The organism is Haloferula chungangensis, from assembly GCF_042664875.1.
Lineage (GTDB): Bacteria > Verrucomicrobiota > Verrucomicrobiia > Verrucomicrobiales > Akkermansiaceae > Haloferula > Haloferula chungangensis.
Genome location: NZ_JBHTBS010000001.1, coordinates 975,805 through 997,023, shown reverse-complemented (window position 1 = coordinate 997,023; position 21,219 = coordinate 975,805). Strand labels below are relative to the sequence as shown.

Here is a 21,219-nt window from a genome sequence, read left to right as displayed (position 1 = left end):
TCTGCGGGGCGTTCTTCAGAAATTCACGGCAAACCAGATGCCGGCATAGAGGCGGGTGGAACCTCCGGAGTAGAGCGGCACGGAGCTGCCGACGAAGGGAGTGAAGGCGACACTGTCGTTGACTCCGTAGGTCCAGCCGATGCGGGTGTAGAAATCATTGAATCCGCTGCGCCCGTAGTAGTCGGAGGTGGCACTGGCACCCCCGAGGATGCTCACGAAGGAGGAACCACCGACAGGTTTGCTCCATTCAGCCTCCAGATCGCCATACCAGCCATCGGGTCCGGTGTCGTAGCGGATGGCGGAGCCGATTCGCCAGTCGGCATTGGGTCGCCAGTTGATGCTGGGGCCGAAATCGATGCCGTCCTGGAAAAGCGAGTTTTCGAAGCCATGCCATGAGGCATTGAAGCCAGCGTCCCAGTCGTCCTTTTCGTAGCGGATGCCGAAGGCGGCGCTGATTTCCTCGAAGTTGCGCGACCCGCTGCCATACCAGCCGCCGAAATCGAGGAGCCATTCGTTGCTGAGGGCGAGTTCCGCGCCGATCTGAATTTCGATCAGGTCGTCTGCCAGCGAAAACCCGCGGTAGACGTAGTCGGAGCGGTAGCCGGTGACGATTTCGATCCCGTAGGGAACCTCGGATTCGTGGGCCTGTCCGGAAAAGGTGGATCCCAGAAAGAACAAGGGCAGCAATCGCTTCATATCGCGATGCTGCCCGAGCTCGGTTGGGAGATCAATGATCGTATGGCATTAGCCAGCGGCTTCGATTTCGCCGGCGAGGCTGGCGTCGAGCACTTCCTTGCGCAGGTTGCGGCCCTTGCCACGGCTCCACCAGAGGACGATCGGCGCGGCGACGAAGATCGACGAGTAGGTGCCGATCACGAGGCCGACCAGGATCATCTGCGAGAAATCAGCCAGGGCTGATCCGCCGAAGACGGCCAGGATGGCCACGGTGACGATGGTGGTGACCGAGGTCAGCAAGGTCCGTGAGAGGGTGGCGTTGATGGCCTCGTTCATCAGCTCCTTGATGGTGCCGTGTGAGGTCAGCAAGGACTCGCGGATGCGGTCGAAGACGATGATCGTGTCGTTAATCGAGTAACCTGCAATGGTGAGGATCGCTCCGACGTGAATCAGGGAGAGCTCGCCGCCGAAGAGGACGATCAGGCCGGTGGCGAGAACGATGTCGTGGACGAGGGCGACGAAGGCGCCGAGGGCGAAGGAGAACTCAAAGCGGATGCTGATGTAGATGAGCATCGCAATGAGACCCATGCCGATGGCGACGCAGGCATTGATGAGGAAGGCCTTGCCCGCAGTGGCGGAAACGGCTTCGACGGTGGCCTGGACGGCCCACTCCGTTTCGCCCGAGTTGCTGCTGACAGGGACGCGCTCTTTCATGATGGCGATTTTCTCACGGAGGGTGTCCTCGATGAGTTGGGCGTCGCGAGAGTCACAGCGAACCGTCAGAAGCTCGCCGGTCCCTGGAACAGTTTCTTCCTGAATGACGGGCTTGGCCACGGTGTTGGCATCCTTGAGGGCTTCATTGGCATCCGCGGCGGTGACTTCCGTCTGGCCATCCTTGAACTGGAACTTGAGCAGGGTGCCGCCGGTGAAGTCGACGCCGAGTCCCTTTTCGCCCTTGATGACAAATCCGGCGATCGCCGCGATGAAGAGCAGAGAGGAGATGACGAGAGCCATGCGGCGCTTGCCGAGGAAATCGAAGTTGCTCTTCCGGAAGAGGTTGAGGAGCGAGAGGTTCTTGAGGAGATTGAAATGCACGGCCCAGCGGAAGATCACGCGGGTGACGAGGATGGCTGAGAACATCGAACCGAGCAGGCCGATGGTCAGCGTGACGGCGAAGCCCTGCACGGTGCCGCTGGCCTTCCAGAAGAGGATGGTGGCGGCGAGCAGCGAGGTGATGTTCGAGTCGAAGATCGCGGAGAAGGCCTTTTCGTAAGCGGTCTCGATCGCGTTGCTGAGCGACTTGCCGTTTTCGAGCTCTTCACGCAGACGTTCGAAGATCAGGACGTTCGCATCGACGGCCATGCCGATGGTGAGAATGATGCCGGCGATGCCCGGGAGGGTGAAGGTGAAGCCGAACATCGCCATCGAACCGAAGATCAAGACGGAGTTCACCAGCAGGGCGACGAGGGCCACGATGCCGGCGGTGCGGTAGTAGATGAGGATGAAGACCGCGGTAAGAGCGAGACCGATCAGGGCGGCCATGATGCCTTGCTTGACGACGGCTTGGCCGAGGCTTGGCGATACGGTGCTTTCCTGCTCGATGGTCAGGGCGTTCTTGAGCGGATTGTTGAGCTGGGCGGCGAGCTCGGAAGCTTCCTTCTGGTTCTTCTGGCCTTCGATGACGAAGCGTGAGCCGAGTGGCACGGATTGGACGGTCGGGGCCGAAACGATTTCGTTATCAAGAAGGATGGCAATGCGGTCCTGATTGGGCTGCATGTCCTTGGTCAGGTTGATCATCTTTTCGCCACCTTCACCGGTCAGCTCGATGCTGACGATGTTGTCGGCACCCTGAGTCACCGGGTAGGCGTGAGCCACGTCGGCGCCGGCGACGGCGGTGCGGTTGTTGAGCAGGAGATACTCGGTGTATTTATCTCCTTTGCGGTCCTCGCCTTCATTCTTGTAGGCGCGGTAACCGGGGACGATGTCTTCCTTGTCGTAGACGCGTTGGGCGAGGGTTTTGCCGTCCGCAGTCTCACGTTTGCCACCTTCAAGGTTGACTTCCCGAAGCTCGAGCTTGGCGACCTTTTGAAGGGTGACGCGGATGTCCGCAGCGGTCTCAGGGGACATGCCGGGCATCTGGAGGAGGATGGTGTCGGTGCCGCTCTTGGCGATGAGCAGGTCCTTGGTGCCGCCCGAGCCGAGACGTTTCTCGATGGTGGCGACGGCCTGGTTGAGGTCGTCATCGCGGAGGGGGATGACTTCACCGGTGTTCGGGTCGGTGTTTGGCTGGACCTTCAGGGTGAAGGCGGAGCCGCCGACGAGGTCGATGCCGCCCTTGAGGGTCTTGTCGGGCGGGTAAAGGGCGAGCGCACAGAGCGTGCAAAGCCCGAGCACGAGGATGGTCCCGATGCTTCGTTTGCGGTTTTCAGACTCAGTGACGAAGTACCAGATGAAGAGGATCAGCAAGGCCAGTCCGGAAAGGAACAGGACGAGGGGATCGGCGATGAATTCGAGCGCGAGGATCGATGGGATCATGGGTCTAGAAAAACGGAGGAAGCTGGATGGGGAAGGTCCCGTGGAGGAGAGAGGCTGTTAGGCCTTCTCGGCTGGAGCGGTGCTCTTCGACTCCTTCTTGTGGACGGAGGCGATGGCGTGCTTGTCGAACTCGATCATGGTGCCTTCGGCGACCTTGAGGGTGACGGTCTTTTCCTTGAGGTTGTGGACCAGGGCGTGGATGCCGGCGGTGGTGATCACGCGGTCGCCGACCTTGAGGGAATCGATGCGGGCCTGGAGTTCCTTACGCTGCTTTTGCTGGGGGCGAATGAGCAGGAAATAGAACATGACGACCATGATGACCATCATTGGGATCGGGCCGCCCAGTGGGTTGGGGCTGTCTTGGGCAAGGAAGGAAACGAGCGTGGATGTCATGTGTCTTTAGAAGCGTTGTAGCGGCGAATGAATGATTCCTTGAATTCGAGGAAGTTCCCTTCGCGTATGGCCTGCCGTGAATTTGCGGCGAGGCGGAGGAAGAAATGCAGGTTGTGAAAGGAAAGCAACCGCAAAGCGAGGATTTCCCCGGCACGGAAAAGGTGGCGGATGTAGGCCCTGCTGAAGCGCGCGACGTGCGGATGGGCACTTTCGCAGAGCGGGCCCTGATCACGCTCGAATTCGAGGTTCTTGATGTGGATCGGCCCGTCGAGGGTGAAGGCCTGCCCGTGACGGGCGACGCGTGTCGGCATGACACAATCAAACATGTCGACGCCGCGGCTGATCATTTCGAGAATCTGCGGCGGGGTGCCGAGGCCCATGGCGTAGCGCGGCTTGTCCTCGGGGAGAAAGGGGACGGCATTCTCGATGGCGCGGAACATCTCGTGTTCGGGTTCGCCGACCGAGACGCCGCCAACGGCGTAGCCATCGAAGCCGATGTCGACGAGTTCGCGGGCGGATTGCTCGCGGAGATCCGCCCAGATGGAGCCCTGGACGATGCCGAAATGGCGTTGTTTGCCTTCACCGGAGCGGGGCTGGTTCTTTTCGACCCAGTCCTTGCAGCGCTGCGCCCAGCGGGTGGTGAGGGCGAGGGATTCTTCGGCGTATTTCTGCTCGCAGGGGTAGGGTGGGCACTCGTCGAAGAGCATCGCGATGTCCGAGCCGAGCGATGCCTGGATTTCCATGCTGAGCTCCGGGGTGAGCAGCATTTTCGAGCCATCGAGGTGATTCTGGAAGCGGACGCCCTCCTCGGTGATCTTCCGCAGCTTGGCGAGCGACCAGACCTGGAAGCCACCGGAATCGGTCAGCATCGGCTTCTGCCAGGTGGTGAAATCATGGAGTCCGCCGAGGTCGCGGATCAGCTCGTGGCCGGGGCGCAGCCAGAGGTGATAGGTATTTCCGAGGATGATCTGGGATCCGAGGAGGTCGAGTTCCTCGGGGTGCAGGGTTTTGACGGATCCCTGGGTGCCGACGGGCATGAAAATGGGGGTCTCCACGTCGCCGTGGGCGAGTGACATCAGTCCGCACCTCGCCTTGCTTTCGGGATCTTTGTGAAGAACTTGGAACATCTGCGGGGGAGAAAAGTCGAAATCTCCGAATTTCCAATGCCAAAGCGGTGCGCCGACGAGGAAACTTCAGAAACCATCCTCCCGACCATCCTCCTGAAAAGAAGTGGGGCGCGAATCGGAGTCCCCCCGGAATCTCGATTCGCGCCCTATTTTAAGTCTCGCGGAATCTGCAGGTTCCTATGGCGTCAAGGCATCCCCCCGGAAACCAAGTAGACGACAAAATTGGAACATGCGATGTCTCGCGGACTAGTGAAGCGACCCTTACGAATCGCTCCGCCGCAATAAAGTCCCTAAACTCAAGAAGGGAAACCAAATAAGAACCTTATACCTACGGGTTCCTACGCAAAATCTTTCTAACAAATGAAAATCACGAATGTCAGGCTTGTTGATCGAGTCGATTGCCATCCGGGAAAAAATCCGCTAGGGCGTGCGACGTGAAACTCATCCGATTTGGCGAAGCGGGCCGTGAAGAACCTGGCGTGGTGTTGGAAGACGGTCGCATGATCGATGCGAGCCGACAATTTCATGACTATGACGAGGGGTTTTTCGCGATGGGAGGGATGGAGTCGCTGGTGGCATGGGTGGAAGATGGATGTCCGGATGGTGACGAAATCCCGCCAATTGCGCGACTCGGCCCACCAGTGGATCGTCCGTCGAAGATTGTATGCATCGGGCAGAACTACCTCGACCATGCGAAGGAGAGCGGAAATGAACTCCCTGCTGAGCCGCCGATTTTCCTGAAGGCAAACTCGGCGTGGAGTGGGCCCTTTGATGAGGTGATCCGTCCGCGCGGTTCCACCAAGCTCGACTACGAAGTGGAATTGGCGGTGGTGATCGGCAAGACGGCCTATCTGGTCAGCGAGGAGGACGCGCTCGACCATGTGGCGGGCTATTCGGTATTCTGCGACTATTCCGAGCGGGCCTTTCAAAAGGAGATGGGGGGGCAGTGGACGAAGGGAAAGAGCCACGACAGCTTTGGGCCGATGGGGCCGTGGTTGACGCCGGCAAAGGACGTCTCCGATCCCCAGGGATTGAGGCTCTGGAGCAAGGTGAATGGTGAACTGCGGCAAAATGGCTGGACTGGCGACATGCACCGCAAGGTGCCCTACCTGATCAGCTACATCAGCCGCTTCATGAGCCTGCTGCCCGGCGACGTGATCGCCACCGGCACGCCGGGCGGTGTCGGGATGGGAATGGACCCGCCGCGCTATCTGACGCCCGGGGATCAGGTCATCATTGGTATTGAGGGGCTTGGAGAGATGAAACAGCGGGTGGTGCAGGGCTAGATGGCGGGGGTTTTCTGATTGAGACTTGCCCGGAGGCGGGGCGGGGAGTACGCGGGGCGCGGAAAGAAATTCTTTTCACCAAAACAGCAACAACACCATCGATGCCGATCCAGCGCGCCCTGCTCTCCGTGTCCGATAAATCCGGCCTCGCCGAATTTGCCAAGCAACTCCATGATATGGGAGTCGAACTCCTTTCCACAGGAGGGACTTCCAAAGCCTTGCGTGATGCGGGCCTTCCGGTGACGGATGTCTCCGATTACACCGGTGCTCCGGAGCTTTTCGAAGGTCGGGTGAAGACGCTTCACCCGAAAGTTCACGGGGGACTGCTTCACAAGCGAGAAGACAAGGAGCACGTCGCCCAGGCCAAGAAACACGACATCCCGCCGATCGATCTGGTCGTGGTGAATCTCTATCCGTTCGAGGAAACCATCGCCAAGGAAGGAGTCACGCTTGCCGAAGCGATCGAGAATATCGACATCGGTGGTCCCTCGATGCTCCGCAGCGCGGCGAAGAACTACACCAGCGTGACGGTGGTCACCGATCCTTCGGACTACGCTCGGGTAATCGAGGAAATGAAGGATCACGATGGGGATACGACGCTTGGTTTCCGCGAGCAGCTCTCGGTGAAGGTGTTTCTCCGCACCTCGCAGTATGATGCGAATATTTCCAACTACCTCGGCCAGTGCGATGAAGGCACGCGCTGCACGCACACCGTGAGCCTGCCGCTTGATATGGAGTTGCGCTATGGCGACAACCCTCACCAGAAGGCGGCTTTGTACGGTGACTTCCGTAGTTGCTTCTCGCAGCTCCAAGGCAAGGAGCTCAGTTACACCAACGTCCTGGACATCGAGGCTGCGGCTGACCTGATTCTGGACTTCGTGCGTCCGACGATCGGTATTCTCAAGCACACCAATCCCTGCGGTGTGGGTCAAGATGACGACGATCTTCGTGAGGCCTGGAGAAAGGCTTTTGAAACCGATCGCCAGGCACCCTTTGGTGGCGTGATCGTCTGCAACCGTCCTCTGACCGAAGGAGTGGCGCGGATCATTTCCGGCATCTTCACCGACGTGATCATCGCACCGGACTACGAGCCGGAAGCGCGTGCCGTCCTGCAGAAGAAGAAGAACCTCCGTCTGATGAAGATGAACGAGGCGTATCTCACTGCGAAGAAGTCACCGTTGGTGCGCTCCTGCCCGGGTGGGATCATGGTGATGGACCGCGATCACACCGCGCTCGGACTGGATGATCTGGAGAACAAAGTCGTGACCAAGCGTCCGCCGACGGAGGAGGAAATGCGTGCGATGCGCTTCGCATGGCGCGTGGTGAAGCACGTGAAGTCGAATGCCATCGTCTATGCGGAAGCCGATAGGACTCTGGGAATCGGTGCCGGCCAGATGAGCCGCATCGACAGCTCGCAGATTGCCGTTTGGAAGGCTGGTCAGGCAGGACTGGATCTCAAGGGGTCGATTGTCGCCTCCGATGGTCTGTTTCCTTTCGCGGATGGTCTCGAAGCGGCCGCTGCTGCGGGCGCCACGGCTTGCATCCAGCCAGGTGGCTCGATCAACGACCAGCAGGTCATCGATGCCGCCGACAAGGCAGGCATGGCGATGGTCTTCACCGGTCACCGCCACTTCAGACATTAATTCACCATGCTCCTCGGAGTGAACATCGATCACGTGGCAACGCTGCGTGAGGCTCGCTATTCGTTGCTTCCGCATTCGCCGAATGCGGAGCCTTCGCCGCTCGATGCGGCGTTGGATGCGATGGAGGGCGGGGCGGACTCGATCACGATCCATGTGCGCGGCGATCGTCGGCACATGCAGGACCGCGATGCTTTTGAGATCGCGGCCAAATGCAAGCTGCCCCTGAACCTCGAAATGGGGGTCACCGAGGAGATGCTGGAACTGGCGCTCAAGGTGAAACCGCAGTTCGTTTGTCTCGTTCCTGAGACGCGCGAGGAGGTGACGACCGAGGGTGGACTTGATGTGGCGGGTCGGATTGAGGAAGTGACAGCCTGCGTGAAGGCTCTTCAGGCGGCATCGATCAAGGTTTCGCTCTTTATCGATCCGGATCTTCCGCAAATCGAGGCTGCGGCGAAGATTGGCGCCGAGATGGTCGAGTTGCATACCGGTTGCTTTGCGAATGCGGAAGGCGATGCGATGGAATCGGAAGTCTCTCGGCTGATCGAAGCCGCGAAGGCCGCCCATGCGGCCGGTCTTCAGGTGAACGCCGGACATGGGATCAACTACACCAACCTTTACCGGCTTTTCACGGTTCCCCATCTCACCGAATTGAACATCGGGCACACGATTGTCTCACGGGCGATGCGCGTGGGCTTTCGCGAAGCGGTAGCAGAGATGAAAGAAGCCATGAACGGCTATCCCGACTGAACCATGCAGCTTTTCGGAATCGGGATCGATGTGGTGGAAGTGGATCGGATCGAGTCCTCGATGGCCGAGTTCGGCGAGCGATTTGCGGAGAAGGTTTTCACCGAGAGTGAGCGGAAATACTGCGATTCCCAGCGCAAGTCGGGGCTCCACTACGCCGCACGCTTCGCTGCCAAGGAGGCCATCTCGAAGGCTTTCGGCACCGGCATCGGCAAGGACCTCGGCTGGCTCGACATGGAGATTGTTAGAAAGGAAAGCGGCGAGCCTCAGCTGGTTCTCAGCGGAGCCGGCAAGGCGTTCGCCGAGAAGAACGGCATCGTCGAAGTGAAGATCAGCCTCACCCACGCCCGTCACTACGCCGCGGCGAATGCGGTGGCGATGATGGCGGGATAAGATGCTGCATGTGCTCGAGGGTGGTGCCGCAGCAGCCCCCGAGAACCGGCACCTGATGGATGGCGTGGAGATCCAGCATCGAACGGGCCCACTCACCGACGGGATCGGCCTCGGTCGCGGCGCAACCATCGAGCTTGGTGACATCCTTGGATGAGGCATTGGCCTGGATGCCGATGAGACGTGAGAGGGCTCCCGGCCGGTAGTTTTCGATAAGAAAGCGCGGGTGCGTGCAGTTGACGAAGTACCCTTCGGGAGCCCGCGAGAGATGCTGATCGAGCAGGTCCATCGCTTCATCGAGCGGCGTTCCGTCGAGGACCTTGCCATCGCTGCCGGTGCAGAAGCTGATCAGGTAGGGCTTGTCCGTCGCAGCCATGGCGCGGGCGATTCCGAGAGCTTCCGGAACGGAGGGCAACGTCTGGGCGAGAAGGAAGTCCGCAGGGGTGTCGGCGAGAGCTTCGACCTGACGAGTGTGAAAACTTTCGGCGGCGTCCGCGCCGGGAGCGAGCTCAGGAAGGTAGCAGTCGTTCTTAGGACCTGTTAGAGCCCCGACAAGAACCTCGCTGTCGCTGCGATTCTTGGCGCGGACTCCGAGGAGGTAGGCAACGGCGTCGGCATTGATCGACGGGGGAACGCCGGCGGCTGCGATGCGGGTGAAATCGAGTCTCCAGGTGGGTGCTGTTAGAAGAAGCGGGAGCTTCGCCCGACTCGCGGCCTGGAGATACTCGCGATAGAGCGAGCTCATCCTTTCCCGTGAATCCTCCGGGCCGTAGATGAGTGGCGTGTTGTAGAGCGTCGGGTGAAGGGTGATGTCCGGGTAGCGACGCAGCCGCTCGGCGATGGCGCATTCGGCGAGAATCTTCGGGTAGCGGCTGAGCAACTCGGAGAGCATCCCTATTCCTCGAAGTAGGTGTAGCCGTTGAGTCCAGCTCGGAAGAGGTCCATGACTTCGCGGCGTTCCTTGGGGCTGATGCGTCCCTGATTGACCGCTCTTTCTGCGAAGCTGCGGAAGCGGGTGACGAGCTCCTTCGGCTCATACTCCACGTAGCTGAGCACATCGGCCACGGTGTCGCCTTCGACTTCGTGGGTGTAGACGGGCTTGTCGTTCTCCAGATGCACGCCGACGACGTTGGTGTCGCCTAACAGGTTGTGGAGGTCGCCGAGGGTTTCCTGATAGGCGCCAACGAGGAAGACGCCGACGTAGTAGGATTCGCCGGGGACGAGGGAGTGGAGCGGCAGCACGTTCTTGACGTCCTGTCGGTCAATGAAGCGGTCGATCTTGCCATCGCAGTCGCAGGTGATGTCGGCGAGCACCGCGCGCTGACGCGGGCGTTCCCCGAGACGGTGGATCGGCATGACGGGGAACAGCTGCTTGATCGCCCAGGAGTCGGGGAGGGATTGGAAGAGCGAGAAGTTTCCGTAGTAGAAATCGACAAGGGTGTCGGAGAGTTCCTTGAGGTCCTCGGGGATGATTTCAAGCTCCTGCATGAGCTTCGAAATGCGCGTGAGGATGTGCCAGAACCAGGCTTCCGCGAGGCCGCGTTCGCGCAGCGTGGCGTTGCCGTAAATGAATTGGGCGCGGACCTGGTCGCGGTAGTAGGCGGCGTCGTTGAAGCACTCCTGGAGGTTCTTCTTGGAGAGGTCCTTGTTGACGTGGAACAGGTTGATGAGGTTCTGCGGCGCGTTCTCCGGCATCGGTGGTGCCTCGTTGGTGGTCTGAACGGTGGAGACGTCGAGGATGTTGAAAACGAGCACCGAGTAGTAGGCGACGACGGCCCGGCCGGACTCCGAGATGAGGTTCGGATGGGCGACGCCGGCCTTGTCGCAGACCTGCATGATCGTTTCGATGACGTCGGTGCAGTATTCGAGCACCGAGTAGTTGCAGGAGGCGGAGAAGTTGGTGTGGGAGCCATCGTAATCGACTGCCATGCCGCCGCCCATGTCGAGCACGCCCATGGGGGCGCCTTCCTTGACGAGGTCGCAGTACATGCGGGTGACTTCGGTGGCGCCTTCGCGGATCGAGGCGATGTTGGGAATCTGGCTGCCCTGATGGTAGTGGAGCATTCTCAGGCATCCGAGGTAGCCGGTCTCCTTGAGCTGGTCGACCACGTCAATGACCTGAGCGGCCGAAAGACCGAAAACGGATTTGTCGCCGGCGGATTCCTGCCAGTGGCCATCGCCGCGGGTCGAAAGTCGCACGCGCACGCCGAGATTGGGAAGCACGCCGAGTTTGCGGGACCGCTCGAGCACGAGTGAGAGCTCGGATGGCATTTCGAGCACGAGCATGATCTTGAGGCCCATTTTCTGGGCGTGAAGGGCGAGATCGATGAATTCCTCGTCCTTGTAGCCGTTGCAGATCAGATAGGCCTGCGGGTCGTGCATGTGGGCCAGCGCGGCGATCAGTTCGGGCTTGGAGCCAGCTTCGAGGCCGTAGTGGTATTTTTCCCCGAACTGGGTGATTTCCTCGATGACCTGACGTTGCTGGTTGACCTTGATCGGGTAGACGCCGCGGTATTCGCCCTTGTATTTGACGGCGGCGATGGCCTTGCGGAACGACTCGTTGAGCTCGGTGATGCGGGATTGGAGCAGGTCGCGGAAGCGCAGCAGCACGGGCATGTCGGTGCCGCGGTCCTTGAGGCCCTCGACGAGGTTGTGCAGCGAGACGTCCTTCTTTCCATCACTGCCATCGAGTCTGACGGTGACGTGACCGTCCTCATTGACACTGAAGAAATCGTGCGCCCAGCCATCGACGCCGTAGAGCTCGGCGGATTGGGCGGGAGACCACTTGTTGTTCTTGGACTTTGCGGGTGGGGTGCTGGCTGGCGGAACCATGGCGGAAGAAAGGAGTGATTTGGTGAAAAGGAAAGAGAAATACGGGTGAACTTGGTGGGGATCGGCGGTTCCTAGTGAGGGCCACGCTCTCGTTCCCTGAAGATCGCTTCAAGGTCGGCAAGCCGGGTGGACTGCTGCTTCAGTCTCATCGCGTAGAGAAGGAGTCCGGTGTGAAATCCAAGGTGGCCGAGGATGCTGAGAGCGTAGCAGATTTCGATGACGAGTTGCATCGGTTCCGGGGACGATCCCGAGGCGAAGATTACCCAACCGAAGTGCCTGGCCAATACCATGATGAGCTGAGCGCTGATGCCACCAAGGGTTCCGACGATGCTGGAGATGAAGATGAGGCGGGATAAAGGGACTTTCTCTTTGAAAAAGAGCAAGGTGCTCCAGAGGAGCATGCAGCCTACGATCAAATTGTAGGCGAGCCAGAAGTAGGGGGCGAGCGGATGAGTGAGCATCGTGAAGAATCAGGAGAGACGGTCGCGGAAATCCGCGTAGGTGAACTCGCGCAGGGTCTCGAGGCGGCCATCTTCGTGCTGGAGGACGATGGCGGGGTGCTTGACGCCATTGAAGGTGGTGGTCTTCACCATCGTGTAGTGGGCCATGTCGTCGAAAATCAGGGTGTCACCGGGGATGAGCTCGCGGGGGAAGGTGTAGTCCCCGATGACGTCGCCAGCGAGACAGGTCGGGCAGCCGAGGCGGTAGCTGTTCGGAGATGGAGTATCAGTGGTCGCGAAGTAGGTTTCTCCGCCTTTAAGGACGGCAGGTTTGGATGGGAAGCTTTGGTGACTAAAGTCGGCGGTTGGTTCCGCCAGGAAGACCTCGGGACGGTAGGGCATTTCCAACACATCGGGCATGTGGCCGGTGGCGGAGATGTCGAGAATGGCGTGGCGGTGGCCCATGCTTTCGAAGATGTCGACGACTTCACAGCGCAGCACGCCGGTGTGGATGGCGACGGCCTCACCGGGTTCGAGCCAGACTTCCAGATTGTATTTTGCCTGAGCTTCGCGGACCAGGCGGATGAGTCGCTCGCGGTCGTAGTCGGGCTTGGTGATCCAGTGGCCGCCGCCCATGTTCAGGTAAGTGAACTGCGGCGAACGTAGCAGGTCGCCGAATCTGGCATCGACCGCGGCGAGGGTGCTTTCGAGGTCATCGGAATTCTGCTCGCAGAGGGTGTGGAAATGGAGGCCGGAGAGGCCTGTTAGATCGGCGCCTTCGAGTTGCTTGGCGGTGATGCCGAGACGTGAACCGGGGACGCAGGGATCGTAGAGCGGGGTCTCGCCGGTGGAGTGCTCGGGATTGATGCGCAGGCCGCAGTGGAGTTCGCCGGACTGGAAGCGCGGATGGGCCATGATCGTTTCGCGGAAGCGAAACCACTGGCCGAGCGAATTGAAGTCGAGGTGGGTGGTGAACTCGAGGAGCTGGGCGATGTCATCATCGCTGTAGGCGGGCGAGTAGGTGATGACATCCTTGCCAAAGTGCTCCCGGGCGAGCTGGGCTTCCCAGATTCCGGAAGCGCAGCAGCCGTCGAGGTCGTCCTTGATAAAGGGGAAGGCTTTCCAGCACGAGAAGCCCTTCAAGGCGAGCACGAGCTTGCAGCCGGCGGCTTCCTTGACCTGCCGAAGGATCGCTGTATTCCGCTTGAGGGCGGCGATGGAGATGATGAACTGGGCCACGGGGGCAGGCTGTGCCTGCAATTTCCAATGATCAATTTCCTAATGCCAAATGTTCCGTCAATAAGTGGAAAGCAGGGATGGAAATGGAATCGACGGATCGGCTGAAGCTTTCCATTCTTGCGGAATGGAAGAAGTGCAAGTGTCGGGAGCGCCGATAATCGTGGTGCTGATTTTCGGGCTGATCGGCTTGGTCGGCGTCGGGCTTTGGCTGTGGTCGCTGATTCACTGCATCCAGAATCGCTACCTTACAGACAGTAACCGGATGATTGGTGTGATTCTGATCTGCGTGCTCTCGCTGCTGGGAAGTCTGGTTTACCTGTTCTTGCCGAGAGAGAGCGAGCCGCAGCGATGAAATGATTGGCTGGGCGCCTGAACGACGCCTCTCCAAGTCACGGCGCTTGGGGAAAGCGCCGCTCCGTCACGCGACCGTGAACGTGGCGGCTTGCTCGGGGGTGAGCTCGATGCAGGTCCAGGGGAGGCCGTGGACGTTGAGGTCGGCCATGAAGGCATCGGGATCGTGCTGTTCCATGTTCCAGACGCCGGGCTTCTTCCACTCGCCGCTGAGCATCTGCTTGGCTCCGATCATGGCGGGCACGCCGGTGGTGTAGGAAATGGCCTGGGAACCGACTTCTTCGAAGCACTTTTCGTGGTCGCAGATGTTGTAAATGTAGATCGCCTTCTCCTTGCCGTCCTTGATGCCGGTGATGACGTTGCCGATGCAGGTGCGGCCCTTCGTCGTGACGCCGAGATCGCCGGGGTTCGGGAGGACGGCTTTGAGGAACTGAAGCGGGATGATTTTCTGGCCCTGGTATTCGACTTCGTCGATGCGGGTCATGCCGACATTCTGAAGCACTTCGAGATGCTTGAGGTAGTTCGGTGAGAAGCTCATCCAGAACTGCGCGCGCTTGATCGTCGGGATGTGCTTAGTCAGCGATTCAAGCTCCTCGTGATACATGCGGTAGATCTCGTAGCTGCCGACGCCTTCGGGGCAGGTGAAACCCTGATGCTTGGACATCGGGGCGGTCTCGACAAACTCGCCGTTCTCCCAATGTCGGCACTCGGCGGTGACTTCGCGGATGTTGATCTCCGGGTTGAAGTTGGTGGCGAAGGCGTGGCCGTGATCGCCGCCATTGACGTCGATGATGTCGAGAGTGTGGATCTCGTCGAAGTGATGCTTGAGCGCCCAGGCGGTGAAGACGTTCGTCACGCCGGGATCAAAGCCGGAGCCAAGCAGTGCCGAGAGGCCGGCTTTTTCGAAACGCTCCTGGTATTCCCACTGCCACGAGTATTCGAACTTGGCGACGTCCTTGGGCTCGTAGTTGGCGGTGTCGAGGTAGTCGATGCCGGCTTCAAGGCAGGCATCCATGAGAGTGAGGTCCTGGTAGGGGAGCGCGACGTTGATGAGCAAGGTGGCACCGACCTTGCGGATCAGCTCGGCGGTCTCGGAGGAGTTGTCGGCATCGACCTGGAAGGTCGCGATCTCACGTCCGGTGCGCTCTTTGATCGAGGCGGCGATGGCCTCACACTTGGAAACGGTGCGGGAGGCGAGGGTGATCTCGCCGAAGACTTCGGGGAGCATGGCGCATTTGTGGGCGACGACGCTGCCGACTCCGCCGGCTCCGATGATGAGGACCTTGTTCATGTGAGGAAAGGGAAGCGGCATTGGGGCGATTCCGCCAAGATTATTGTGCAACGGTTTTGGCGGATTGGCTGATTTTGGGGGCGAATCGAAGCCGGAATCGGCTGGATCCCCGATGATCCAATGAAAAATGGTCAATATGTCTGAATTTCGTGACAACTTTTGGTTCGCACGGGGTTATCTCCCGCGTAAGGATTTCCCCACACAACTCAAGGTCATCCCAAATCCATGAAATACCAAGCTTCCAATCGTCGCCGCGTCCGTGCGGGTTTCTCCCTTCTTGAAATGGTCATCGTGCTCGGCATCATCGCCGTGATCATCGGTGGCGCGATCACCGTGATGGGCAAGGTGGGCGATGGCGCGAAGCGCACCCGCGTCAGTGGTGACTTCAACTCTCTGGGCGCTGCCTTGCGGATGTATTCGACCAACAACGGCCGCTTCCCGACGACCCAGCAGGGTCTTCAGGCGCTGGTTGAGAAGCCAACGACCACTCCTCCGGCGAAGCGCTGGACGAAGCTGATGGACGAAGTGCCGCTCGATCCATGGCAGAATCCATACGGCTACAAGTTCCCAGGCTCCCAGGATTCGTCGATGTTTGAGATCATCAGCATGGGTCCTGACGGCATCGAAGGCAACGAAGATGATATCAGCAGTCAGAAGGACGAGTGAGCTCCGGCGGGCGGGCTTCACGTTGTTAGAAATGGTGGTCGTTCTTTCGATCAGCATGCTGATCATCGGGGGCGCGCTTTCCAAACTCTACTTCAGTCGCGACGAAGCCAAGCTGACCGATGCTTATCAAAGCGTCGAGGTGCTGGCAAAACGCGCCCGCACCATTTCGACCCTTCAGCAACGGCCCTATGCGCTGGAGTTCCGCAACAAGACGGTAAGTCTGATGCCCTTTGCGGAAGCTGCGATGGAGTCGGGTGATCGCGATGATCTTCTTGATGTGCTGAGTGAGAACGAAGGCTACGAGGATTTTGCCTATTCCAATGAAGAACAGATCGATCGTCCATCCGATCAGGCGGCCGTGAGGGATGCCTGGGTCGCCGAGCCGGAGATGATGATTTTCATCAAACGCTGGGCGATGGCGGAGTGGATTCCACTGACGCCGAGGGACCGGCATGTGTGGCGATTTGATCCGAGTGGGATTAGCGAGCCGCTGGGCTTGAGGTTTGAAGTCGACGGAAGCTGGGTCGAGGTGGTCTTCCACCCGCTGACCGCGGCCGTTGCAGGAATGGATTCAGAAATTCGATGAGAGCAAATTGCCAATCCCGAAAAGCGCGCGGCTTCCTGATGATGGAAGTGGTGTTGGCCATTGGGATATTTGCGATTGCGGCGACGGGATTTGCGGTGGCGCTGGCGCGCACTTCGGATGCGGCGGCCCTAGCGCAGAGGCGGATGCAGATCACGCGAATTCTCGACAGTGCGCTGCGGGAAGCCTTGTCGCTACCGGTTCTGGAGGAGGGCACCACGACAGTTTCCCTGCTTGAGGAGATCGGGGCGGCTCCGGTGGAGGTTGATACGACGATTGAGATTCTCAACGAGCTGACCAATCAGGATGGCCAGCTGTTGCAGCAGATGTACCGGATCGAGGTGACTGCGAACTGGTACCAGGATGGCGCTTGGAACAATGAAACCGCCGAGACCTGGCGTTATGGTCGCCTGTACCAACCATGAGAAGCGCATCGACATCCCGGGTTCGTCGCGGCTTCACCCTGCTTGAGCTGGTGCTGGCGATCGGTCTGATGGCACTCCTTGTCGGCATGATTTTCGCCGTGGCTTCGCAGAATATCGCACTGGGTCGGACGGTGGTGGAGAAGCAGAATGAGGAGAGCATCGATACGGCACTTTTTGAGTTGTTAGATACGATGTTCGCATCGCTGCCTGGGAACGCCCGGCTTGAGCTTCTGGCGGACAATGGCGGGAGTACGCTGTTGAGCGAAGTGAGTTCGGATCTCACGATTCAGAATGTGCCGCTGAGTTTTACCTGGGGTGGTAACGAGCGCATTGCCCGCTCGGCGCAGCTATCCACGGTGCGCGGTCGGGACGGGCTCTACGACATTGTGCTGAGATACTTCGAGGGTGAGATCTTGGAAGAGACGCAGGATGTGGGTGAAGCTCCGATCGGATTTGAGGAACCTTTTGCGGAGGTGGTGCTGATGCAGGACGTGGCGGTATTTGCCTGGCAGGTGCTGGACGGACGGAGCATGGATGAGTGGCAGACGGATTGGGAGATTGCCGGTCGTCTGCCCTTGCAGCTCGAGCTGACCTACATGCGCGATCAATTTGCGGATCCAATTCGGCATATTTTCTGGATCACGCCAAAGCAGAATCCTGAGGTGTTGATCCGTCAAATGATGCAGCAGGGCGGTGGCGGCACTGGAACGGCCCAGCCAAATCCCGGAGGTGACGGGGAAACCCCACCGAACGGTGGCATCCAGATCCAGCCAGGGCAAGGCGGAGGAAATGGCGGTCGTGGAGGTGACGGAGGGGGCGGTCGCGGCGGCGGCGGCGGCGGCGGCGGGAGAGGAGGTCAGCGATGAAGATGATGTCGAAACATTCGCAGGGATCGGCCTTGGTTGCGGTGATCTGGCTGATTGCGATTCTGGCGTTGGCTTCGGTGGCGGCGCTCAAGGTTGTGGCTTTCGACCTCGATGTCGCGTCGGCAAAAATCAATGGCTTCCGCGCCCAGCAATTGGCTGAGATGGGGATCGCGCTTGGTGCCAATCCCTCGATCGAGCGTGGAGATCCGATTCTCAGTCAGTGGTCCGAAGAAAACTACGAGGGCTTCGATGTGAAACTGGTTTCCGAAGCGGGGAAATTCAACATCAACGTGCTTGTGGCCAATGAAGACAAGAACCTGCTCAAGAGCATGTTCATTGATTGGGGACTCGATATTGATCAATCGGCGGCGGTGGCGGATGCCCTGGCCGACTGGGTGGATCCGGATGATGAAGAGTCGCTCAATGGTGCCGAGGTGGCCAGCTACGAAGAGGCGGGTCGCATCAATCAGCCGTTCAACCGGCCCTTCTACAACCTCGAGGAGATGCGTCTCGTGCGGGGGATGGATTTGGTCGAAGCCTATCGCCCGGACTGGCGGAACTGGTTTACGATTTGGAGTGCCGGTGGACTGGATGTGAACGAAGCGAGTGCGGAATTGATTGCCGTGGCGGCGGAAATTCACCCTGAAGCAGCGACGATCATTCCTGAGACGGTGAGGGGTCCCGACGGCATTCGCGACACCGATGATGACACGCCCTTTAGCTCGTTGCAGGAAGCACTTGCACTTCTCGGCGTAGACTCCAATCTGCGCCCCGATATCGCGGCCCGCTTTACGATAAATGATACCACAACTCGAATTGAAAGCGTCGGCAGAGCCACTGGCTCCCGACGTAAGATCACGCTTGTGGTACGAAACCGGACCGGACAGCCGGCAATCCTTGAACGAACTGAGGAGGTAATCCCTTGAGTAAGCAGCCAGAAATATCATTACTAGTCCCCGGTCCTGCCGGATGGGAGTTGTGGAAGCATAACCCGGATGGCGGGTTTGAGAGGCTTTCCGAGGGTGGGCCGATGAAAGTCGGAGAAATGGGAGATTTGCCGAACGGCCATCTCGCGATGCTCTTTCCGGTCAAGGCGATCCACACGCTGCCATTCAAGGCACCGAGCACCGATCCCGCCTTGTTTGAGGACCTGTCGGTGATGCATGCCGAGCGACTGGGCATCCGCCCGGACCCGATGGCGGGCCAGCTGAGCGACCACTTCGTGGTCAGCGAAGGTGAGGAGTCCACGGTGCTGCTGCATGCGGTGCTGAAGAGCCCGGGCGATGGCGAACTGCCGCTTCGGACTCCCAAGGACTTTGATCTTTCAGCGCGGGCGTTTCAGGCGGAGGGAGATGCCGTAACCGCCTGGAAAGAACTCGGTCGATGGGTCTTCGCGATTCATTCCGGTGGGAAGCTTCTTTACGCGCAGGCAACGTCATTCGACGGCAAAGTGCCGGATAACAACTTCCTGCGGGAAATCCATCTGGCGCTCGGTCAGTTGGGGCTTCAAGGACTGAAGGTGACTCCTCAGCACGTCCATGTCTGGCCGCCTGAGGGAGAACTGGGCGACGCCGGATCATTGGCGGACGGGCTTGGAGTCCGAGCCGTGGTGGAAGCTCGACCGGATCCGGTGATCCCCGTGCCAGAGAGCCGCCTGCTGCCGGCCGACGTTCGTGCCGCGCGCCGTGAGCGCCAGCAAAGAAACCGCATCTATGCGGGGGTGGCCGCCGTGGCGCTGCTCTATCTTGGCGCGGTAGTCTGGGTATTCCTGGGTTTGTGGCAGGATATCCAAAAGCGCGATCGGCTCGCCAAGAGCGCCGATTCGGTCAAGGACATTGCCAGCGAGTATCAGACGCAGATGGCCAAATGGGACGAACTTGAACCGGTGGTTTCCGCGGCCCAGAGCCCGCTGGAAATCATGCTGAACATCGCAAACTCGATTCCCCCCAACAGCGGCGTGCGTCTGACGATTGCTGATATCGGACCTGATGGCGTGAAGCTGACGGGGGCGGCACCGCAGTCCGCTCCAGTCAATGCATTCTCCCTGGCACTGAAGAGGACGGCCGACCTCACTTGGTTGAACTGGGAGAACGAAGCTCCCAGGAAGACGGCAAAAGGCTGGGAGTTCCGCTTCACTGGCACTCCTCAGAGATAGCAGCCCTGGTGATTTAACCGACAAGTCCAAGCGTGACTGGCATTTATTGATCAAACCCACTCCATGAGTTCCCGAGAAAAAAAGCTCCTGATCTTCTTCCTCACTGCGATTTTCGCCGTGGTGAACATGTTCGGGTTTCAGTGGCTGCAGAAAAAGCGGCTCAGCGTCCAGCAGGAGATTGTCGCCCAAGAAAGCATTTTGAACGCTGCTGATACGGCGGAATCCTCAAAGGAGATCTTCATTCAGGAGATCGATTGGCTGGAAGACAACACCCCAGATCCCAAGGAAGGGGAGTTGGTCCCCTCGCAGCTCGAGAACCTGGTGACGACCGAGGCGACCCGCGCGGGCCTCACCGTGGTGCGCCCGAAGATTCTCGATAACGACGAGAGCGGACTCTACTACAACCGGGCCCGCTTCGAGATCGCCGTGAGCGGCAACGAAGCCGCGCTCTACCGTTGGCTGGTCCGGCTTCACAGCCCGAGAGATTTTCGCGCGATCACCGCTCTTCGACTCAGCCCTAACCGGGAGGATGACACGCTGATCGACGCCAATGTGCAGGTCGAACAGTGGTTCGTCCCCGCCATCGCAGAACTATCGGAATGAAAATTTTTACCCTCATCTCACTTTGGCTTGGAGCTGCCTCGATCCTGTCGGCGGGCGCGCCCACTCAGCCGACTCTTACCCGTTATTCGAAGTTGTGGATCAACTCGGTTTTCACGACCAAGCCGGACCCCGTTACCATCGAAGCCCAGAATCCCCTTGAGGACTATGCTCTCGGCGGGATTTCGAAGCTCGAGGATGGCTACTATGCCATCCTGTTGAACAAGAAAAAGCCGGAAGACAAGGTGGTCATTTACCCCGGCCAGAAGAACGAGTTCGAAGTGCTCGATGTCAAATGGCCGTCAGGATCATGGCGCGATGCGGTGGTGACCGTGAGGTCCGGATCGACGACTGGAACCGTCGAGTTCGATGACAAGCTGCTGACGGTGAAGCCGACTCAGGTCGCCACTCCCAAAGGTCCGAGCAAGTCCGCACCGAAGCCCACCGTCAACGGAGCCAAGCCGACAAGCTCCTCCTCGAATCGGACGCCTCGTCCACGCGTCGTGGTCCCGAAAAAATAGATCATGACTCGGGTGTTTCTTATTCTCTGCTCAGTGGTGACTGGCGCCGGCGCCGAGCTTTCGAGCTCGGAAGTTCCGGCCAGGCGTTATCAGGAGCTCTGGGAGAATTCGCCTTTCACGTCACCGCGTGAAGTCGCGGCTCCTCCGCGGAATGATTTCGACAAGTTCGCCCTGGGAGGCGTTTCGATGGTCGATAAGGGCTACTTCGTGGTCCTGATCGACAAGCAGAACGCCATGAAGCGCATCGTCCTCAAGCCCGGGGAGCCATCCGAACTTCAAGTGCTGCGAGTCAATTGGTCGAATCAGGATTGGAGAAAAACCGCCGTCGTCATCAGTGACGGAGAGTTTTCCTCATCCATCGGATTCGACTCATCATCCTTCAAACTCTCAAAAAATCCTGAGCACGGCGGAGCGCTTCGTTCTCGAGCTGTCCGGAGATCCAAATGAATCGACTTTC

At 59.3% G+C, this 21,219-nt stretch carries 23 protein-coding genes; 14 read left to right on the top strand and 9 right to left on the bottom strand.

The features are described from left to right. Positions 1-15: 15 nt before the first annotated feature. From ACFQY0_RS04030 to tgt, 4 genes are read right to left on the bottom strand one after another with little or no spacing between them, the layout of a single operon-like run. Complete coding sequence (locus ACFQY0_RS04030; RefSeq protein WP_379709354.1) at positions 16-696, bottom strand: hypothetical protein; 681 nt, start codon at positions 694-696, stop codon at positions 16-18. 48 nt (positions 697-744) lie between these two features. Beyond that, positions 745-3,210: a protein translocase subunit SecD gene (gene secD, locus ACFQY0_RS04025; RefSeq protein WP_379709351.1), complete on the bottom strand. Its 2,466-nt coding sequence runs from the start codon at positions 3,208-3,210 to the stop codon at positions 745-747. Between the two features lie 57 nt (positions 3,211-3,267). Next, a complete protein-coding gene (gene yajC, locus ACFQY0_RS04020) occupies positions 3,268-3,603 on the bottom strand; it encodes a preprotein translocase subunit YajC (protein ID WP_379709348.1) in 336 nt (111 codons plus the stop codon). Then, a complete protein-coding gene (tgt, locus tag ACFQY0_RS04015; protein ID WP_379709345.1) occupies positions 3,600-4,730 on the bottom strand; it encodes a tRNA guanosine(34) transglycosylase Tgt in 1,131 nt (376 codons plus the stop codon). The genes yajC and tgt overlap by 4 nt, the downstream gene beginning before the upstream one ends. 434 nt (positions 4,731-5,164) lie before the next feature. Here tgt and ACFQY0_RS04010 point away from each other — a divergent pair, with 434 nt between their 5' ends. From ACFQY0_RS04010 to acpS, 4 genes are all read left to right on the top strand, one after another. Continuing rightward, positions 5,165-6,016 carry a fumarylacetoacetate hydrolase family protein gene (locus tag ACFQY0_RS04010; RefSeq protein ID WP_379709342.1) on the top strand — a complete coding sequence of 284 codons (852 nt, stop codon included), beginning with the start codon at positions 5,165-5,167 and terminating at the stop codon, positions 6,014-6,016. Between the two features lie 101 nt (positions 6,017-6,117). Continuing rightward, positions 6,118-7,659, top strand: a complete 1,542-nt coding sequence (gene purH / locus ACFQY0_RS04005; protein ID WP_379709339.1) for a bifunctional phosphoribosylaminoimidazolecarboxamide formyltransferase/IMP cyclohydrolase — start codon at positions 6,118-6,120, stop codon at positions 7,657-7,659. Between the two features lie 6 nt (positions 7,660-7,665). Next, entirely contained in the window at positions 7,666-8,406 is a 741-nt protein-coding gene (locus tag ACFQY0_RS04000) for a pyridoxine 5'-phosphate synthase (protein WP_379709336.1), read from the top strand. 3 nt (positions 8,407-8,409) lie between these two features. After that, a complete protein-coding gene (acpS, locus tag ACFQY0_RS03995) occupies positions 8,410-8,796 on the top strand; it encodes a holo-ACP synthase (RefSeq protein ID WP_379709333.1) in 387 nt (128 codons plus the stop codon). Here acpS and ACFQY0_RS03990 read toward each other — a convergent pair. The 4 genes from ACFQY0_RS03990 to nspC form a co-directional block, all read right to left on the bottom strand. Next, on the bottom strand, positions 8,741-9,685 hold the full coding sequence (locus ACFQY0_RS03990; protein ID WP_379709330.1) for a homocysteine S-methyltransferase family protein: 945 nt from the start codon (positions 9,683-9,685) through the stop codon (positions 8,741-8,743). The two genes, acpS and ACFQY0_RS03990, sit on opposite strands and share 56 nt — an antisense overlap. A gap of 2 nt (positions 9,686-9,687) precedes the next feature. Beyond that, on the bottom strand, positions 9,688-11,625 hold the full coding sequence (gene speA, locus ACFQY0_RS03985) for a biosynthetic arginine decarboxylase (protein ID WP_379709327.1): 1,938 nt from the start codon (positions 11,623-11,625) through the stop codon (positions 9,688-9,690). Between the two features lie 71 nt (positions 11,626-11,696). Then, a complete protein-coding gene (locus ACFQY0_RS03980; protein ID WP_379709325.1) occupies positions 11,697-12,086 on the bottom strand; it encodes a hypothetical protein in 390 nt (129 codons plus the stop codon). A 9-nt stretch (positions 12,087-12,095) separates the two neighbouring features. Beyond that, positions 12,096-13,304, bottom strand: coding sequence for a carboxynorspermidine decarboxylase (gene nspC / locus ACFQY0_RS03975; protein WP_379709323.1), 1,209 nt, complete (start codon positions 13,302-13,304; stop codon positions 12,096-12,098). Positions 13,305-13,428: 124 nt separating this feature from the next. On the opposite strand from nspC, the gene ACFQY0_RS03970 reads away from it, so the two are divergent. Continuing rightward, on the top strand, positions 13,429-13,656 hold the full coding sequence (locus ACFQY0_RS03970; RefSeq protein ID WP_379709321.1) for a hypothetical protein: 228 nt from the start codon (positions 13,429-13,431) through the stop codon (positions 13,654-13,656). A gap of 66 nt (positions 13,657-13,722) precedes the next feature. Here the strand turns inward: ACFQY0_RS03970 and ACFQY0_RS03965 are convergent, their stop codons facing one another. Further along, complete coding sequence (locus ACFQY0_RS03965; protein ID WP_379709319.1) at positions 13,723-14,946, bottom strand: saccharopine dehydrogenase family protein; 1,224 nt, start codon at positions 14,944-14,946, stop codon at positions 13,723-13,725. A 225-nt stretch (positions 14,947-15,171) separates the two neighbouring features. On the opposite strand from ACFQY0_RS03965, the gene gspG reads away from it, so the two are divergent. The 9 genes from gspG (at position 15,172) to ACFQY0_RS03920 (ending at position 21,209) form a co-directional block, all read left to right on the top strand. Then, positions 15,172-15,612, top strand: a complete 441-nt coding sequence (gene gspG / locus ACFQY0_RS03960) for a type II secretion system major pseudopilin GspG (protein WP_379709317.1) — start codon at positions 15,172-15,174, stop codon at positions 15,610-15,612. Continuing rightward, entirely contained in the window at positions 15,584-16,198 is a 615-nt protein-coding gene (locus tag ACFQY0_RS03955; protein WP_379709315.1) for a type II secretion system protein, read from the top strand. The genes gspG and ACFQY0_RS03955 overlap by 29 nt, the downstream gene beginning before the upstream one ends. Beyond that, positions 16,195-16,620 (top strand): type IV pilus modification PilV family protein, encoded by a 426-nt coding sequence (locus ACFQY0_RS03950; protein WP_379709312.1) that lies wholly within the window; start codon positions 16,195-16,197, stop codon positions 16,618-16,620. The genes ACFQY0_RS03955 and ACFQY0_RS03950 overlap by 4 nt, the downstream gene beginning before the upstream one ends. After that, positions 16,617-17,486 carry a type II secretion system protein gene (locus tag ACFQY0_RS03945; RefSeq protein WP_379709310.1) on the top strand — a complete coding sequence of 290 codons (870 nt, stop codon included), beginning with the start codon at positions 16,617-16,619 and terminating at the stop codon, positions 17,484-17,486. The genes ACFQY0_RS03950 and ACFQY0_RS03945 overlap by 4 nt, the downstream gene beginning before the upstream one ends. Positions 17,487-17,491: 5 nt before the next feature. Beyond that, a complete protein-coding gene (locus tag ACFQY0_RS03940) occupies positions 17,492-18,412 on the top strand; it encodes a type II secretion system minor pseudopilin (protein WP_379709307.1) in 921 nt (306 codons plus the stop codon). Between the two features lie 104 nt (positions 18,413-18,516). Next, positions 18,517-19,641 (top strand): hypothetical protein, encoded by a 1,125-nt coding sequence (locus ACFQY0_RS03935; RefSeq protein ID WP_379709305.1) that lies wholly within the window; start codon positions 18,517-18,519, stop codon positions 19,639-19,641. 63 nt (positions 19,642-19,704) lie between these two features. After that, positions 19,705-20,244: a hypothetical protein gene (locus ACFQY0_RS03930; RefSeq protein WP_379709302.1), complete on the top strand. Its 540-nt coding sequence runs from the start codon at positions 19,705-19,707 to the stop codon at positions 20,242-20,244. Further along, the gene (locus tag ACFQY0_RS03925; protein WP_379709300.1) at positions 20,241-20,762 is read left to right on the top strand and encodes a tudor domain-containing protein; all 522 of its coding nucleotides are present in this window, start codon (positions 20,241-20,243) and stop codon (positions 20,760-20,762) included. Before ACFQY0_RS03930 ends, ACFQY0_RS03925 begins: the two co-directional genes overlap by 4 nt. A gap of 3 nt (positions 20,763-20,765) precedes the next feature. Then, entirely contained in the window at positions 20,766-21,209 is a 444-nt protein-coding gene (locus ACFQY0_RS03920) for a hypothetical protein (protein ID WP_379709297.1), read from the top strand. Positions 21,210-21,219 lie beyond the last annotated feature (10 nt).

What these genes read in the sequence shown, in the direction of transcription:
- yajC (WP_379709348.1), bottom strand. Translation starts at nt 3,603, where the DNA reads ATGACATCCACGCTCGTTTCCTTCCTTGCCCAAGACAGCCCCAACCCA.
- ACFQY0_RS03925 (WP_379709300.1), top strand. Translation starts at nt 20,241, where the DNA reads ATGAAAATTTTTACCCTCATCTCACTTTGGCTTGGAGCTGCCTCGATC.
- ACFQY0_RS04030 (WP_379709354.1), bottom strand. Translation starts at nt 696, where the DNA reads ATGAAGCGATTGCTGCCCTTGTTCTTTCTGGGATCCACCTTTTCCGGA.
- ACFQY0_RS03980 (WP_379709325.1), bottom strand. Translation starts at nt 12,086, where the DNA reads ATGCTCACTCATCCGCTCGCCCCCTACTTCTGGCTCGCCTACAATTTG.
- ACFQY0_RS03990 (WP_379709330.1), bottom strand. Translation starts at nt 9,685, where the DNA reads ATGCTCTCCGAGTTGCTCAGCCGCTACCCGAAGATTCTCGCCGAATGC.
- speA (WP_379709327.1), bottom strand. Translation starts at nt 11,625, where the DNA reads ATGGTTCCGCCAGCCAGCACCCCACCCGCAAAGTCCAAGAACAACAAG.
- ACFQY0_RS03930 (WP_379709302.1), top strand. Translation starts at nt 19,705, where the DNA reads ATGAGTTCCCGAGAAAAAAAGCTCCTGATCTTCTTCCTCACTGCGATT.
- ACFQY0_RS03950 (WP_379709312.1), top strand. Translation starts at nt 16,195, where the DNA reads ATGAGAGCAAATTGCCAATCCCGAAAAGCGCGCGGCTTCCTGATGATG.
- ACFQY0_RS03970 (WP_379709321.1), top strand. Translation starts at nt 13,429, where the DNA reads ATGGAAGAAGTGCAAGTGTCGGGAGCGCCGATAATCGTGGTGCTGATT.
- ACFQY0_RS03945 (WP_379709310.1), top strand. Translation starts at nt 16,617, where the DNA reads ATGAGAAGCGCATCGACATCCCGGGTTCGTCGCGGCTTCACCCTGCTT.
- tgt (WP_379709345.1), bottom strand. Translation starts at nt 4,730, where the DNA reads ATGTTCCAAGTTCTTCACAAAGATCCCGAAAGCAAGGCGAGGTGCGGA.
- ACFQY0_RS04000 (WP_379709336.1), top strand. Translation starts at nt 7,666, where the DNA reads ATGCTCCTCGGAGTGAACATCGATCACGTGGCAACGCTGCGTGAGGCT.
- ACFQY0_RS03935 (WP_379709305.1), top strand. Translation starts at nt 18,517, where the DNA reads ATGAAAGTCGGAGAAATGGGAGATTTGCCGAACGGCCATCTCGCGATG.
- secD (WP_379709351.1), bottom strand. Translation starts at nt 3,210, where the DNA reads ATGATCCCATCGATCCTCGCGCTCGAATTCATCGCCGATCCCCTCGTC.
- ACFQY0_RS03955 (WP_379709315.1), top strand. Translation starts at nt 15,584, where the DNA reads ATGATATCAGCAGTCAGAAGGACGAGTGAGCTCCGGCGGGCGGGCTTC.
- ACFQY0_RS03965 (WP_379709319.1), bottom strand. Translation starts at nt 14,946, where the DNA reads ATGAACAAGGTCCTCATCATCGGAGCCGGCGGAGTCGGCAGCGTCGTC.
- gspG (WP_379709317.1), top strand. Translation starts at nt 15,172, where the DNA reads ATGAAATACCAAGCTTCCAATCGTCGCCGCGTCCGTGCGGGTTTCTCC.
- ACFQY0_RS03940 (WP_379709307.1), top strand. Translation starts at nt 17,492, where the DNA reads ATGTCGAAACATTCGCAGGGATCGGCCTTGGTTGCGGTGATCTGGCTG.
- ACFQY0_RS03920 (WP_379709297.1), top strand. Translation starts at nt 20,766, where the DNA reads ATGACTCGGGTGTTTCTTATTCTCTGCTCAGTGGTGACTGGCGCCGGC.
- acpS (WP_379709333.1), top strand. Translation starts at nt 8,410, where the DNA reads ATGCAGCTTTTCGGAATCGGGATCGATGTGGTGGAAGTGGATCGGATC.
- purH (WP_379709339.1), top strand. Translation starts at nt 6,118, where the DNA reads ATGCCGATCCAGCGCGCCCTGCTCTCCGTGTCCGATAAATCCGGCCTC.